Origin of the sequence: Mariniflexile sp. AS56, assembly GCF_030552475.1 — a bacterium.
GTDB lineage: Bacteria > Bacteroidota > Bacteroidia > Flavobacteriales > Flavobacteriaceae > Mariniflexile.
In genome coordinates, this window is sequence record NZ_JAUPED010000020.1 from 38767 (window position 1) to 52692 (window position 13926).

The 13926-nt window shown below is 32.9% G+C and carries 15 protein-coding genes; 5 read left to right on the forward strand and 10 right to left on the reverse strand.

All coding sequences use genetic code 11. The features are described 5' to 3' along the window. Window positions 1-4: 4 nt before the first annotated feature. The 3 genes from Q5N74_RS17000 to Q5N74_RS17010 are packed head-to-tail and all read right to left on the reverse strand — an operon-like array spanning window position 5 to window position 2962. Window positions 5-2401, reverse strand: coding sequence for a TraG family conjugative transposon ATPase (locus Q5N74_RS17000; protein WP_304390197.1), 2397 nt, complete (start codon window positions 2399-2401; stop codon window positions 5-7). Continuing rightward, window positions 2388-2672, reverse strand: a complete 285-nt coding sequence (locus Q5N74_RS17005; protein WP_304390198.1) for a hypothetical protein — start codon at window positions 2670-2672, stop codon at window positions 2388-2390. Before Q5N74_RS17005 ends, Q5N74_RS17000 begins: the two co-directional genes overlap by 14 nt. 2 nt (window positions 2673-2674) lie before the next feature. Next, window positions 2675-2962 carry a hypothetical protein gene (locus Q5N74_RS17010; RefSeq protein ID WP_026813281.1) on the reverse strand — a complete coding sequence of 96 codons (288 nt, stop codon included), beginning with the start codon at window positions 2960-2962 and terminating at the stop codon, window positions 2675-2677. Between the two features lie 189 nt (window positions 2963-3151). Between Q5N74_RS17010 and Q5N74_RS17015 the strand changes: the two genes are divergently transcribed. Next, window positions 3152-3781 carry an N-acetylmuramoyl-L-alanine amidase gene (locus tag Q5N74_RS17015; protein WP_304390199.1) on the forward strand — a complete coding sequence of 210 codons (630 nt, stop codon included), beginning with the start codon at window positions 3152-3154 and terminating at the stop codon, window positions 3779-3781. A 107-nt stretch (window positions 3782-3888) separates the two neighbouring features. On the opposite strand, the gene Q5N74_RS17020 is transcribed toward Q5N74_RS17015, so the two are convergent. From Q5N74_RS17020 to Q5N74_RS17040, 5 genes are all read right to left on the reverse strand, one after another. Further along, window positions 3889-4551, reverse strand: coding sequence for an ATPase (locus tag Q5N74_RS17020; RefSeq protein WP_304390200.1), 663 nt, complete (start codon window positions 4549-4551; stop codon window positions 3889-3891). Continuing rightward, on the reverse strand, window positions 4535-5287 hold the full coding sequence (locus Q5N74_RS17025; RefSeq protein WP_304390201.1) for a hypothetical protein: 753 nt from the start codon (window positions 5285-5287) through the stop codon (window positions 4535-4537). Before Q5N74_RS17025 ends, Q5N74_RS17020 begins: the two co-directional genes overlap by 17 nt. A 3-nt stretch (window positions 5288-5290) precedes the next feature. After that, window positions 5291-5575, reverse strand: coding sequence for a helix-turn-helix domain-containing protein (locus tag Q5N74_RS17030; RefSeq protein ID WP_304390202.1), 285 nt, complete (start codon window positions 5573-5575; stop codon window positions 5291-5293). 319 nt (window positions 5576-5894) lie between these two features. After that, a complete protein-coding gene (locus tag Q5N74_RS17035; protein ID WP_304390203.1) occupies window positions 5895-6731 on the reverse strand; it encodes an RteC domain-containing protein in 837 nt (278 codons plus the stop codon). Window positions 6732-6950: 219 nt separating this feature from the next. Then, window positions 6951-8156 (reverse strand): site-specific integrase, encoded by a 1206-nt coding sequence (locus tag Q5N74_RS17040; RefSeq protein ID WP_304390204.1) that lies wholly within the window; start codon window positions 8154-8156, stop codon window positions 6951-6953. Between the two features lie 257 nt (window positions 8157-8413). On the opposite strand from Q5N74_RS17040, the gene Q5N74_RS17045 reads away from it, so the two are divergent. The 4 genes from Q5N74_RS17045 (at window position 8414) to Q5N74_RS17060 (ending at window position 12108) form a co-directional block, all read left to right on the forward strand. After that, window positions 8414-9754 (forward strand): tyrosine-type recombinase/integrase, encoded by a 1341-nt coding sequence (locus Q5N74_RS17045; protein WP_304390205.1) that lies wholly within the window; start codon window positions 8414-8416, stop codon window positions 9752-9754. Window position 9755: 1 nt separating this feature from the next. Beyond that, entirely contained in the window at window positions 9756-10448 is a 693-nt protein-coding gene (locus Q5N74_RS17050; protein WP_304390206.1) for a hypothetical protein, read from the forward strand. 61 nt (window positions 10449-10509) lie between these two features. Beyond that, window positions 10510-11040, forward strand: coding sequence for a hypothetical protein (locus Q5N74_RS17055; RefSeq protein WP_304390207.1), 531 nt, complete (start codon window positions 10510-10512; stop codon window positions 11038-11040). Between the two features lie 585 nt (window positions 11041-11625). Next, window positions 11626-12108 (forward strand): hypothetical protein, encoded by a 483-nt coding sequence (locus tag Q5N74_RS17060; RefSeq protein WP_304390208.1) that lies wholly within the window; start codon window positions 11626-11628, stop codon window positions 12106-12108. Between the two features lie 57 nt (window positions 12109-12165). Here the strand turns inward: Q5N74_RS17060 and Q5N74_RS17065 are convergent, their stop codons facing one another. Together Q5N74_RS17065 and Q5N74_RS17070 are read right to left on the reverse strand one after the other, a co-directional pair. After that, window positions 12166-12444, reverse strand: a complete 279-nt coding sequence (locus Q5N74_RS17065) for a UPF0158 family protein (protein WP_304390209.1) — start codon at window positions 12442-12444, stop codon at window positions 12166-12168. 269 nt (window positions 12445-12713) lie between these two features. After that, complete coding sequence (locus Q5N74_RS17070; protein ID WP_304390210.1) at window positions 12714-13667, reverse strand: Fic family protein; 954 nt, start codon at window positions 13665-13667, stop codon at window positions 12714-12716. Window positions 13668-13926: the final 259 nt, after the last annotated feature.

Consider the following 13926-nt stretch of genomic DNA (forward strand, 5'->3'; position numbering starts at 1 on the left):
ATATTTAAGATGTGAATTGAATTATTGCTTTTTCCATATCGTTATGCTCATTGTAGAGCTTCATTATTTCTTCATTTTCCTGTCCATCTGTCAAGTAAGCTGCATAGACTTCCTTTGGAACTTCAAGACGGAAAATGTTACTTTCCTTTCCGATTTTGATAAACATTTCTGTGTACTTCCGTGGTCCAGAAAGGTTGTTTTTAATGGACTTTAATTGGTTCAAATCGTGGCTCGAAAGATTTAGCCTTTTGACTAATTCGTCATAGCCTTTTTCATTGTTTAGGCTATAAATGACTTGTGTATTTTCTAATATGCTTGCGGATGTTGAATTATTCGGTAGCTGATTAATTGATTGTAGAATAATCCCAATAGCACCATTTTGTTTACGAATAGCTTGGTAGTAGAATTCCACACTTTCCAGTACGTTGTCAAACTTTAACTGTTTGGCAAACTCATCAAATAGGATGATACCTTTTTCAGCTCTATTCTTCCAAATGGTTCTTTGGATAGCTGACTTAATCAACTTCAACATTACGGACAAGATTTCCTTGTTATCCTTTACTTCATCCAGTTCAAAAACAATCAATCGTTTGTCCTCAATCTTATAGGTCTGGTCTTCGCTTACCTCAAACAAGAAGCTGTATAGACCATCGCCGACATATTCGGACATTACGTGCAAAAAGCTTGTGACGTTGAAGTAGTCGGGATGGATTTTTAGAATGTTTAGAAGGTCTTTTTGGTTTATTTCTATAAAGCTGTAAAAACCATCCAATGAGTGATTTTCCGGTGTGCTATCGTAATAATGTTTCAGTATTTTCTTGACAGAAACAGATTGTGCCTTGGTCACTTTTAAATCTGAAGCGAACAGTTCAAACAGGAAAACGGGCAAGTCTTCCAACCGTTCCGGTGTCAAATCTTTTACATCGCTGATGTAAAAAGGATTGATACCTAAGTTCTTTCCGCTTTCATATCTGAGTACGGTATATTTCTCAGGATATAGTTTTGCAAATTTGGTGTAAGAACCACCCAAGTCGATGATGACCAGACGGACACCACTTTCAAAATATTGACGTAAAATATTATTGGCCAAAAACGATTTCCCTTCGCCCGTTGGTGCGAAAATGGCGAAGTTTCGTGCTTTTATACGTTTCTTGCGTTCGTCCCAAACATCTTTTAGAACAGGTACATTATGTTCTCTATCATTGAAGATGATTCCGGTAGCATCTGAGTTGTAATTCGTATTGTTGATAAACAGGCATAAAGCGTGCTTTAAATCTGTCACATATAAATCGTTATTTGAAAAGTTGGATGAAAAACAGCAGTAACTATTAAGGATGTAGTTCTTCCGTTCTTCGCCTCTTGGATAGTATGGGATAATGTCCAGTTCTTTAAACTCAGTTTTAATTTTTGAACCGATTCGGCTTAAATTTTCAGGGTTCTTATCCCAATACACAATGTTTAGATGACCACGGATTATTCGTGCATTATCATCGGCATTAATCTGGTCGAGAATGTGTTGAATTTTGCCTAGTACGACTTTGTTCTGAGAGCCGAAATTGGAACTTTTGTTCAGTTCTTCAACTTTCTTATCAAGCAGCTTGCGCCACTTCTGTTTGTCATCCAAATACAAGATTTGATTGACTATGTGATTCTCATTAAGCGTAAGCCCTAAGCCATCAATAAACCCTTGATGAAACACAAAATCGTCAGATGTGAATTTCTCATTGGTCTTGCTACTCTGTACACTTTCGCCAAAGCACAGTTCGCTATTGATAGCCAGGGCATCAAAATGGTTTTCGCCAATATTGACGCTTTTTTTATCTAGTATGATATCGGTATCAAACCCATCATTGAAGCCATTGAAATAGCCATTTGTGAGTTGCTGTATCTCTTTCGCTTTAAGCGATACGAAGGTCATCTTTCGGCTATTGTTTATAAAGGAGATAGAATCGCTTACTGAACCGATGAAGCTCTTAACGTTATCATCCAATTGTTGAACAATTCCTTTGGAAACTTTACGAAAAGGGTTGACATATTTTGAATTATTCAACGCTTTGTTCTTAGTGAGCGTAAAGAACAAAAAGCAACGATGTTCCATATAATCACGCCCTTTGAAGTGGTCGTGGGTCGCTTTTTCTAAAAAGGTTGTATTCGGAAGCTTTTCTGAAGTGTATGTTTTCTTTAGGTAGATATCCTGTTTTTGAACCACCGTACCAATGGGCAATGATTTTAAAGCCTGAAACCAAGCACCGTGTATGTCCTCGAAGTCTTTTTCAGATAGTGAATAGATTTCTGGTAGCGTTCCTTCATAGCATAGGACGACATTACCATTATTGGCAAATATGATATTGTCTTGAATATCCGTAATAGGGTTATATGCTGAAAGATTAATCTTGTTCATAATCGAAGCCAGAATTTCTTTTGTTACTTATTATTTTAGGGAAGGCTTTAGCTGTTTGAAAAAGTTGTGGATTATTAGCCATCCTTGTAAGAGCAATGTATAAGGCTGCATTAAAAACCATAACACCTATTATAATTAAGAAGCTGAATGAAAAAATGATGATTAATAACGAAGCAAGAATCGCAACCATCATTAATGCAAACAAGGAAATAGGCAACCCAAAAATGACCGCCCGTTTCCTGATGTTTTTATAGACCTCAAACTTCTTCATAGTTACACTACGATTCCGATTAAGTATGTGAAGATGCCGACTACTGCGCCAGCAATCAAAACAAATACTAGTACTCTAGTAATTCCTTTTTTAAGGTCTGCATTTTCCCCAAAGAAATGTCCTGCATTAAACAGGAAGCCAACTAGGAAGATGACACCTAATAAAATTGGAAAAATAGTTCTGATAGTATCGCCAACATCATTAACTGAATCTTCAATACCACCAATTTGAGCAAAAAGCGAAGTGGATAAGAGCGAAAGAAATGATGCTAAATAGAGTGATTTTTTCATAATAAAATTGTTTGAATTTTTATGTTGTTTTCGTTATTAGAAATTTACATATATTTGAACATAAAATACTGTAAATCAGTAATTTGTGAATAAAATATTATTTGAAATCAATTGAATTTAATTGCTATTATTTAGTATCAAATGCTATGAATTTTTGAAAGGAAGTTGTTGATAACCTGAAAATTGAAAATGAAAAAAGTACTCAAAAACGTCAGTTTTATCTTTTTGATTCTAAAAATGTGCATCATTTTTGGACAAGAATCGAGTACTCAAAAAAGAATAATTATTGATGTTGGACACGGTGGAAAAGATACTGGAGCAATAGGAATAAATAAAATCCAAGAAAAGGACATCGTATTGGATATTGCGAATGCTATTTTGAAGCTAAATAATGAATCAGTTAAGCCTTTGGATATTTATTTGACCAGGTACAGAGATACACTTATTTCATTATCTGATAGAATAAGGCTCGCCAAAATCTTAAAAGCAGATTTATTTGTGTCGTTGCATTGTAATCATTCGGATAATCCAAATGCAAGAGGAATTGAAGTTTATGCTTCAAAGAAACAAGCGAAGTATTCTAAAGAATCTGTTTTTGTCGGCTATCAAATTGAAAAAATGCTTTGCACAGCGATAGGATATGAAAGTAGAGGTGTGAAGTTTGCCAACTTTCAAGTGCTTCGAGAAACAGTTGGTTTTTGTCCTTCCGTGCTTTTGGAATTGGGTTTCTTATCTAATAAAGATGAAGGTACTTATATTTCAAATGCTACCAATATTCAATTCGCTGCCAACGCTATTTTACTATCAATACAAAACTAATATTATTATGAAAGACATATTTTTAGAGTTAACCGAAAGTTTAAAAGCGATTATAGTGCAATTTATTTCAGAAGTGATTTTGTTATATAAATCCTTCAGAAGTTAGATTACTTCCGCTTGTCGCCAGCCTTAGTGTCAAACGCAATTAAGTTAAATAGTTCTCGCATTCTGCTACGAACCCGATTGCCGTAGCGTTCTTCCAGTTCTTCAGCATTGAGATTTGTGGTAGCGTGTGTCTTGATTTTATGTTTGGTCTGAAGATAAAGTTCATATCGGGAAAGCAACACTTCGCCCATTACGTTCAAGTCTTTGCCATAGAATCTTCCGGCAGGTTCAATGCCTAAATCATCAAAGCAATAAAATCTGGTATTGCCATAGTCTTCAATAGTTTTAAAACCAAGGTGGTTAAAACTGAAAGCCACGTTCCTGCAAGGAATCATTTCGTAAGGCTTTTGCATTGGTACGATATGTCGAAGTAGCTTCATCAATGTAGTCTTTCCACATCCTACAGGTCCAGAAAGTAAAATGCCTTTGTCGATATCAATTCCGTTCTTTTCACAATTTTCTTTGTCCTTGATGAAATAATGGCAGAGTTTACGAATGATAACCGTGTCCTCGTCATAGATTCTAAATTGTTGACCAAATAATTTCGATCCCTTTGCATTTAGATAAATTAGGATTTTGTCAAAATCGTAAAGAACGCTTTTGCCATCAAACTTTCCGAGCGAGTATTCCACGCCACTTTCGATAATTTTAGAGGGGTTGTCCATAATCTTTATTTTTAGTGGTTCGCAAGTTGTCCTTGATTTGGGACGCTTGTTTTTTGTTTGGTTTGTTTTCTTCATCGAAAAGCTCGGTTCTATCCATCCAGTTCAAAGCTAAGGCTCGCCAATCTCGAATTTCTTTTCCATCGCTAGTTTGCCAATTTCGAGTTTCATAATGCTCGAAGAATTTTTTTCCTTCATCAGCATTAAAACTTTTTTCAATAAAAAAATCAATAACGGCCTGCCAGCCCTTTGGTTGTTTTATATTGTTTACTTGTTTGGTATTGTTTATAGTAGATACCAATGCTTGTCCACTCACGGGACGGTGCGAGTCCACAACTTGTCCATATATGGGATAGTGCTGTCCCGCTACCGGTACACCATTGGGACGGTACTGTTCCGCAACCTGTTCTAATATGGGACTGTACAGTCCCATATCAGGTTCATCACTTGTACCAATAATGGACATCTTGATTTTACTACCCTTGTAAGGATTGTTTGAAGGGTAGTATGACAGGTAGCCCCAAGAATCTAGGTTGGTAACACACCTGTGATAAGTGGATTTTGAACCTATTTTTGATGCGAGCATCAAATCTCTACGATTAACATAGAATTCATTTGCAAAGCGGCTGCTGTTCCATTCTTGGAACAAGGCCATATACAAACTGATATGGGTAGGGTTTAGGCGGTCATCAAAATAGAACTTTTCAAAAGCCGCGTTTAGTAGCTTTATATAGTTCATCGCTTAATGATTTAAACCGTGATGTACACGGTTAGCTGTCATTACATTTTGTATTTCTTCGCTATCATAATAAATGATTCCGCCAACTTTAGTATAGGGTAACGTTCCATTGATGCGAAGATTTTGAAGTGTTCCAGGACTTACTTGCAGTAAGTCCATAACCTCAGAAGATTTAAGATATTTTTTAAGTTTTCCATTTCCCTGTTTGGATAAGAGATTTTTGATGTCATCGAGTAATTCCATTTTGAATTCTCTAAGGTCGTCTGAAGTAATAATAGTTGCTGGCATAATAAAACGATTTTAAAGAAAGGGACTATTGATTTACAATTAATTTGATAGCCCCTGACTTGATTTGACTTTCGTTCTACAAATTTGAATAGGTTTATTGGATTTTATTCCCCAGTTCGACCGTAGTACGGTCAAAATTTAACATCTTGAGATTTGCTTTGTTTTGATAGTTTTTGAGGGTGTTTTTGCAAACCTACACCTTCAAATCATATTAAATTTTATAAAAAATAGATACATAAGTTAATTACCGTAGGTCAACCGTAGTACGGTCTTTTTTTAACAGTTTGAGTATAAGGAATCGAATAGAGAAATAATGGCTTTATTCTTCACTTTTATCCATTTCTATGAGTAGTGAGGTAGAGAGTTCGTCAAGAAAAAGCGTTCGACTATTCTTCCTGCTTTTGATGTCGTGATAGGTTTTGTAGATGTCTTTTGGTTCAAGATCAAATAGCTGTTGCAATTTTCTGGAAATTTGCATTATGCTTTGGTTATCTTGTTTCCCCAATCCTTTTGCACAGAGTGCATATAAAAGTTCAACGTATTCTGTATTTGAAAATGGCCAATGTATTTTTTCAATCGGTTTAATGGATTTAAGTTTACCATTTAAACCGTTGCGAATTTTAAATTTTTTCTCATCTAAATAAATTGCTAGCGAATTATAGGCTCTGTATTTACCAAGAAGCATATCTCTTGGTGTACAAAATTCAGGGTCTTGGAAATAGAATTTAGACGTAGCTATAATGTAAGAACCCAAAAATTCTCGTGTATAATATTCTTTATCAAAATGAGTATGGTTTGAATCAGTATATTGAGTGAAGTCTAAATTGTAGCTAAAAAAACGATTAACTTTCTGCATCTTTTTTCTAATAAATTTGCGTTGTGATTCCTTGTCTGTTTTGGGGAATTGAATTTCAAAGGAACGAATTTCAGAAAAATAGATAAGATGTCTTAAAGGGATTTGTTTTGTGTGCTTAAAAAAATAAATCTCATCCGAGATAGAGGCGAAACCTTTGTTAATAATTTCCTTTTTAAATTGACCTAAAAGTTTCGTGCAGACTATTATAGAATGCTTTGAACGTTGCATTATTGTCTCTGAATTTTCTTCAATTTCTAATAATTGTTTTTCTAGATTTTGTGCGAGTAAATGTAATTTCATACCATACCTAATTACAGAGTTAGTAACTGTTAATAGTAGGGTCGATATTAGATAAGGTAATTACAAAGAATTATGGAGTTGACGTTCTATAGACAGTTTTTTACTGGAAAACTGCAAAAATTATGCCTTTTTAAATAATTGACTAATTCTATTTTCTTTAGGTGTTAAAACCTGGTGTAGAATACCAAAGCAAAATTTCTCTTTTTTGTAATTTGCTCATTAAAAATTAATTACACTATCCAAAGCATCATCGGCATCTTTGTGAATAAAGTTTGCTTGATAGCGAATGGTAGTTGTTACTGAAGAATGACGATATAATTTTTGCAGCATCTGAATAGGGATTTTATCCCCAGATATATTACCGAAACTATGTCTTGCGATGTGCATACTGATATTTTTTTTAATTCCCAATTGCTTAGCAGCAATCTTTAGCCTTCTGTTTATATTTCGAGTTGTTGATTGTGTTCTTTTTGAAATTTTCTCTGTATTATTAAGGTCTATATCCCTCAATTGAGGAAACACTAGCCCACTGTTTTCTGATTCATCCTTATAGTTATTGAATATTTCAGTTGCTTTCTCAGGAACTTTAAGCGAAACCAGTTTACTATTTTTATTCATTCTATAAAGCAGTCTGCCATCATTAAAATCCGTCCACTTTAATTGAAGGACATCACCAACCCGAATACCAGCAAAATAAAAACTGATTAGCCAAATATGAATTGCTTTTTGCTGAGCTTCTGTAATATCTTGAGCATTTTCTAACTTTTGTATTTCATCAGAAGTAAAGCCTATTTTTTGTGATTCAGGAATTCTAATTGTCATTTTGCCTTTACCAAAAGGATATAGCCCTCTGTCCGTAATAGATTCTGCAATAGCAAGATTATAAATTGTTCTGATTAAAATAAGGTAGTTTACAACCGTTCTAGGGGAAAGCTTTTTGCTATGTATTAAATAGGTTTCAAATTTCTTTAGTAACACAACATTTAACTTGTTAAAAGGAAGCACATCCTTACCTAAAAATTCCTTAAACTTTTTTAAACGGCCAAACTCAGTATCATATTGATGATGTTTATTTCTATTTTTAAGATTTTTAAGGTGCATATTGGCAACAACAAAGAAATCAAAGCCCTTGTTTTCTACTATCTTGTTTCTAATTTCTGCAACTGATTCGTACTCTGGTTTCATTTCAGATTTTAAAACCTTATCATTAGCTTCTGCAACTTTACTGACAATAAAATTATTGAGCACCTTTGAGTTTGGATGGGACTTCCGAACGTTACGATTTTTTTCGTCCCAAAATTTTTCATCAATATATTGTCCAGTATTTAGGAAAGAACTTTTACGGTCTTTAGTTATCCGTATAGCAATAGGGAACCGTCCAGCTTTATTCTTCTTTTTTCTCAAAACTACTCTTACCGTTGCCATATTAAAACTATTAGATTATAAAGATAATCATTTTAGGTACAACATAGGTACAACATTTGTTGGTTTTGTTTACTATTATTTGATATTAAATAATATTAATCATTACTTAATACGTTGTATTTCAGTGTATTTGCACTAGTTTAGCATACAAGTATCAAACACTCATAACCCGAAGGTCACTGGTTCGAGTCCAGTTCCCGCTACTAAGAGGAAATCCTCTAAAATCAACGGTTTAGTTCACTCTAAACCGTTTTTTTATGCAAAATATTTTAGATTTACTTACCTTGGACGTTCAAAAAGAACACGATTTGGAACACGATCCTGAACACAAAGTACTATTTTCTGAACCCAAGATTTATGATGCCGATGGCGATCTTTCAAAACGTTGGTATGTTTACTTTTCATTTCAAGACCCGAAAACGGGCCGCCTTAAACGGATGAAAAATATTTATGGAAAAACAAATCGTTATAAAACGAAAGAATCGCGTTATTTCCTTTTGGGTCTTTATCGTAAACGATTATTAAGGTTACTTCAAGAAGGATATAGTCCGTTTCAGGACAACAAGTCTCTTCATGTCAAAAGAACAAATAAAGTGGAGCAGGAAAGAGAGGAATGTGATAGTCTTTCTGTTTTGAAATCGAAAGTAGATTTAGTCGAAGCGGGAGAAAAGGAGGAGCTAGATGTTAACGAGGGAAATATAACAGTTAGGGGTGCTTTAGATCATGCTTTGGAGTTAAAGGTTAATGTAGTAGGGGTAAGAACTTTGGTAGACTATAAGAGTCGTTGTAATTTATTTGTAAAGTGGATTACGGAAAATCATAATGAGATTCAGTCTATAAAGGAAGTAGATAAAAAAGTAATGTCAAGTTTTTTGAACTATGTGCAATTAAAAACGTCACCGAGAAATAGAAATAATTTTAGGACTTGTTTAGGAAGCTTGTTTCAGGTTTTGGAGGACAACGAGATTGTTGCTAAAAATTTATTAAAGAGTATTAAAACTTTGAAGACTAATCCAGAACGTAATAAGACCTATTCCGAAAAACAGCATCAGGATATTTTTAAATACCTAGAAACAGAAGATCCGTTGTTGCTATTGTTTATTAAGTTTGTTTCTTACAATTTTCTGAGGCCTTTAGAGGTTTGTAGATTGCGAGTTAAGGATGTCAATTTAGATAGCAATACGCTGCAATTTAGAGCGAAGAATAAAACATTAAAAACAAAGCTGATACCTAAGATACTCGTTGATGAACTCCCGGACTTATCTAAAATGGATGGTGAGTTACTTTTGTTTACACCTACTAAAATTGGTGGTATGTGGGAAACAGCTTTAGGTAATAGAAGAGGCTATTTTACAAACCGCTTTAAAAAGGTGGTAAAGCAGCATTATGGACTAGACTCGGATTATGGTTTATATAGTTTTAGACATACTTTTATAACTAAATTATACAGGTCGTTAATAAATGACTCCTCACCACATGCAGCCAAAAGTAGTTTAATGCAAATTACGGGGCATTCAACAATGTCTGCCTTAGAAAAATATTTAAGAGATATCGATGCCGAATTACCGAAGGATTATTCAATACATTTAAATTCATAGTATGAGTGCAAGCCTTGAAATGGAAGCGTTGTTAAATCGCATATACCTGCCAACTGTATTTTATTTTCCACATGAATTATTTCCTAATTTATCTCCAGAGACAAAAAAGGTGTTGGAAGAATATCATTTTTTTGAAGAGCTAGGAGTGTTGAAGGCCGATGGGGAAGTTAGTTCTCTAAATCAAGGAATCCATAGCTTGGAGTTGTTTAAAAAAGACACTATTTTAGAAAGTAATTTATTCGAACTTTTAGAAACGAAAGAACGACTTAAGAGCCAGTCTTTCGGTGTTTTGTTGGAAAGGTATCTGTTGAATGTGAAAGCGTGGATTTTTGCTTATAAGTGGTTGCATGAAAATTTTAGTAAGCAAATACCCAAAGATTCTGATAATTATTTGCCCTTATTTGAATATCAAAGTGTTGTTCTTGAAAAACATTTAACGAGTCTTAAACAATATTTTAAGTTTGATGATCAAGGTGGTCTTGGTTCAAATGAGTTAGCTGACGTTTTGTTGGAGAACAAAGCGGTATTTCCTTTAAATAAAACGGTAGTTGATGATATTGTTGAGGCCTCGAAAGGTGTTAAGCAATTGGAAACATTAAACCCAGTCAAGAAACAAAAAAAGCCTCTCTTGCTAACAAACAGTCAAGCGGATGATTTTCTTTTAAAAACTGTTTTTAATATTAGATCAGAATAGTTTATTGAATGATTGTAGTAAATTAGATTTTTTTTCTTGAATAGTATAAATGTAAAAATCAATGAGTAAACCTGTAAGCCAAGCGTCAATTAATTTAAAGTTATCTGATGACTTAAAGGAAAAAATAAAAACCAAGGCTGAATTGAAACAACTAACAATCTCTAAGTATATTAGGGAGCTACTGTTGGACTATTTTGACGGTACATTATGTAGAAGAGAAGTCGTGAAAAATCAAGAAAATGAGTTTGTAAATTCAACAGATTTTTTACAACTTGTTGTTTGGGTGTATTCAATAAAGAGGTCTAGTAAATTTAAAGAAAAAGCCGACGATCTTGATAACTATATAAAGACGCTTAAGAAAGTTGATAATCACTTGCCAAAGTATTTGGTTGTAGAATTCGATAAAGTCCTATCAGACGTATTACGCGTCATTAATGAAAATACAGCATATTCTAAAGAGTATAGATTTGCAAACGGCTATTCGGCAAGTCCAGAGTTTAACTTTGATCTTTTAGAAAAATACCTTTTAACTTATGGGAAACGAATAATTGTTCCTGATATGAGTTACTTAAATTTAAAGGAAAAACCTTAATGATACGTAGATGATAATTAGGGTAGTAAAAAGGTGATATAAAGGTGATAAAAAAATATCACCAAATTTCTGGTTGTGGTTTATTGGTTTTTTTTTGTAAAAACAAGCACAAAAAAGAATAAAAACAACTGTTTATTATGAATACCCACATTGTTTTTGTGAAATATTATGTGATAATAAATTTGATATGAATACCTATTTATTTACATGAAAATTAGACTGATGGTTTGTTTATCCAATTTATTCTATAACCTTCCTAAGAAAGTATAAAGTTCTCAAAAACAGAAGTACGTAATTTAATGTAGCATTTTTAAACGTAATTTTAGTGTGGATTTATTCAATTTATAACTTGGGACTAAGTTATATTGTTTTTTGTGACGAAGGGATTCTACCAAAATAAATTTTAAAATTTTTAAAAGAGTGTTTTTTTTTGTGAGATGAAATTAAAAAAAAATAGAAAAAATCAAACTGCTTTTTTATTAAGATTATAATATTGAAATTTATAATTTTAACCTGTAAGAATATTTAAGGACAAGACCTGTGAGAAGAACCAAAATACATACAACCAAAAAGTTAGAAAAGTTAGTGAAGAAACTTATCACGACGGAGAATGCTAATGACTGTGGTGTTTTAGGAAAATGGAATGCAACCGTGTTTTATGTTGATAGAAAAAAATGTTGGTTAATCACAAACGGACTGACCAAGTATAATGTAGTTCTGACCGATGTAAAAGTATCGGATTTTAGCAATATTGAACAAATTTTTAAAGATGCACTTTTTTCGCAACTAATCTATGATGGAATAATAACGGACTTTGAAATTATAAGTTCAATTATTGGCGGACTGGATTTTCTAGCAACTGATAATGATCGAAGCACCACAGGATTTCAAAATCAGCGACTTGAACAATTAGATTGGTGGAAATATGAATTTGGAAGTTTAAAAAATATGCCAATAAAGGACTTGACAAACCGAATTAATACGAGTCCAATTCACATTGGAAAGGAAAGAAAAATGTCTGATTATACAGATTCGGTTGAAGAAATGAGAAAAATATTAACAGAATAAAAAAACAGTGGCAAACAAGTTGATAAAACAAGCCATTCCGATTGCAAATAAGGAAGATTATATGCCGAAACTTTGTTTCAAAATTAGTCTTAAAAGGTCTGTTTTATAATTAAGTTCTTTGTGATGTGCGGGTTTTTTTAGTTGTTTTTCTATTATCCTTTCCAGCTCTGTTTTTTTGAAATCGAACCACTTTTGTCTAAAAGCAGAATTGTCGATTGAATTTTTAAAATTCTTAAATGGTTTTTTCTTTTGTAAAATATTTTCTAACTCTAATTGAAACTGTTTGTCTGTTATTTGGTCAATAAATTGTTCCATAATTTTAAAGGATTGAGACAATAGGAATCAAGCAAGCTAATAGGGTGAAACGAGCAGAGGCAATACCTTCGATGGTCTCACAAGTAGGGAAGGACTGAACGTAATTCTCTTCAAAATTCGCATAGGAGCACTAGTTGTAGCCTATGCTTAAACTAAAAGATAGTACCAAGGGTGAAAAGAGCTTTGGTGTGATGATTTACGAACCGCCGTATACGAGACCCGTACGTATGGTGGTGTGAGGGGTGCACTCCGCCATTTGATGGCGGAGCCATCCACTCGATTGTACCCAGTTATTTTAAACGATAGATTGTTTTATTTTTTTCTCCTATTTTTTCAAATAAATCCAATTCTGCTCCTTTCTTTAAATCTCTACTTGCAGTTGCTGAAGAAATATCTTTAAAAATATCCATATAATCTTTTCTTGTAAATTCAGTTTTATTTAATGAAACATAATATTCTAATCTATCTTTTTCATTTAACGTTCGATTATTAAAATCTAATAGTTCACTAATTGAAATGTCAATCACGTTTAGCATATATTCAATAAACTTAGTTGATTTTCCAGATTTATCACTTTCTGCCAAAGCTTTGTAATACTTTTCTTGGTCTTTACTTATTAAAGTTTCAAAAGGTAAAAATTCAAAGATTGGATATTTTTCCATTAAAATTAAAGTTTGCCATAATCTTCCCATTCTGCCATTTCCATCCAAAAATGGATGTATAAATTCCATTTCGTAATGGAAAACACAACTTTTAATTAATTCAATTTCATCAGACTTTTTCAAATACTCAAAAAGGTCTTTCATTAAGTACGGTACATTTCCAAAAGGTGGTGCTAAATGCTCAACTTTTGAACCTTTTACAATTCCGACACTTTGATTTCTATATTTTCCAGAATTTTCAATTAAACCTTCCATTAAGTTTTGATGTGCTTTTAAAAAGGATTTTTCATTTGAAGGATTGTAATCTTCTAAATTTTCATAAATTTTAATTGCGTTTAAAACTTCAAGTACATCTTTTTTAGGGCCAATAACTCTTTTGTTTTCAAGAAGTGCTGTTATTTGTTCTTCTGTAAGTGTGTTTCCTTCTATTTTTAATGAAGAATGAATAGTTTTGATTCTATTCTGTTTTCTCAATTTAGGTGAAGGTTTGTTTAATAAATTAGCATTTACTTCTCCTATTTTTTCTGAGATAGAAGTTATTAATTTTAAAATAGAAGATGTTATTTCGTAAGGTGGTTTCATTTGTGATACTATCATTTGATACTATCAAAGGTACAATCATTTAATCTGAATTATGTTACGAAACGTAATTTTTTAATTGGGCACAACGTCAGTCTGTCTAATAACCTACTGCAATTTTATATATTTCTACTAAAATACAGTTTTTTGAATTAGCTGTATGCTGCAAAAAAACGGGCATAGTATGTAAGCTTCCCCTATAACCGAACTGTTTAAAAGTGTAAAATAATTATTAATTTTAAACAGTATTATGAGAAAAAGT

What these genes read in the sequence shown, in the direction of transcription:
- Q5N74_RS17005 (WP_304390198.1), bottom strand. Translation starts at nt 2,672, where the DNA reads ATGAAGAAGTTTGAGGTCTATAAAAACATCAGGAAACGGGCGGTCATT.
- Q5N74_RS17050 (WP_304390206.1), top strand. Translation starts at nt 9,756, where the DNA reads ATGAGTGCAAGCCTTGAAATGGAAGCGTTGTTAAATCGCATATACCTG.
- Q5N74_RS17035 (WP_304390203.1), bottom strand. Translation starts at nt 6,731, where the DNA reads ATGAAATTACATTTACTCGCACAAAATCTAGAAAAACAATTATTAGAA.
- Q5N74_RS17020 (WP_304390200.1), bottom strand. Translation starts at nt 4,551, where the DNA reads ATGGACAACCCCTCTAAAATTATCGAAAGTGGCGTGGAATACTCGCTC.
- Q5N74_RS17010 (WP_026813281.1), bottom strand. Translation starts at nt 2,962, where the DNA reads ATGAAAAAATCACTCTATTTAGCATCATTTCTTTCGCTCTTATCCACT.
- Q5N74_RS17055 (WP_304390207.1), top strand. Translation starts at nt 10,510, where the DNA reads ATGAGTAAACCTGTAAGCCAAGCGTCAATTAATTTAAAGTTATCTGAT.
- Q5N74_RS17025 (WP_304390201.1), bottom strand. Translation starts at nt 5,287, where the DNA reads ATGAACTATATAAAGCTACTAAACGCGGCTTTTGAAAAGTTCTATTTT.
- Q5N74_RS17070 (WP_304390210.1), bottom strand. Translation starts at nt 13,667, where the DNA reads ATGAAACCACCTTACGAAATAACATCTTCTATTTTAAAATTAATAACT.
- Q5N74_RS17015 (WP_304390199.1), top strand. Translation starts at nt 3,152, where the DNA reads ATGAAAAAAGTACTCAAAAACGTCAGTTTTATCTTTTTGATTCTAAAA.
- Q5N74_RS17000 (WP_304390197.1), bottom strand. Translation starts at nt 2,401, where the DNA reads ATGAACAAGATTAATCTTTCAGCATATAACCCTATTACGGATATTCAA.
- Q5N74_RS17045 (WP_304390205.1), top strand. Translation starts at nt 8,414, where the DNA reads ATGCAAAATATTTTAGATTTACTTACCTTGGACGTTCAAAAAGAACAC.
- Q5N74_RS17030 (WP_304390202.1), bottom strand. Translation starts at nt 5,575, where the DNA reads ATGCCAGCAACTATTATTACTTCAGACGACCTTAGAGAATTCAAAATG.
- Q5N74_RS17040 (WP_304390204.1), bottom strand. Translation starts at nt 8,156, where the DNA reads ATGGCAACGGTAAGAGTAGTTTTGAGAAAAAAGAAGAATAAAGCTGGA.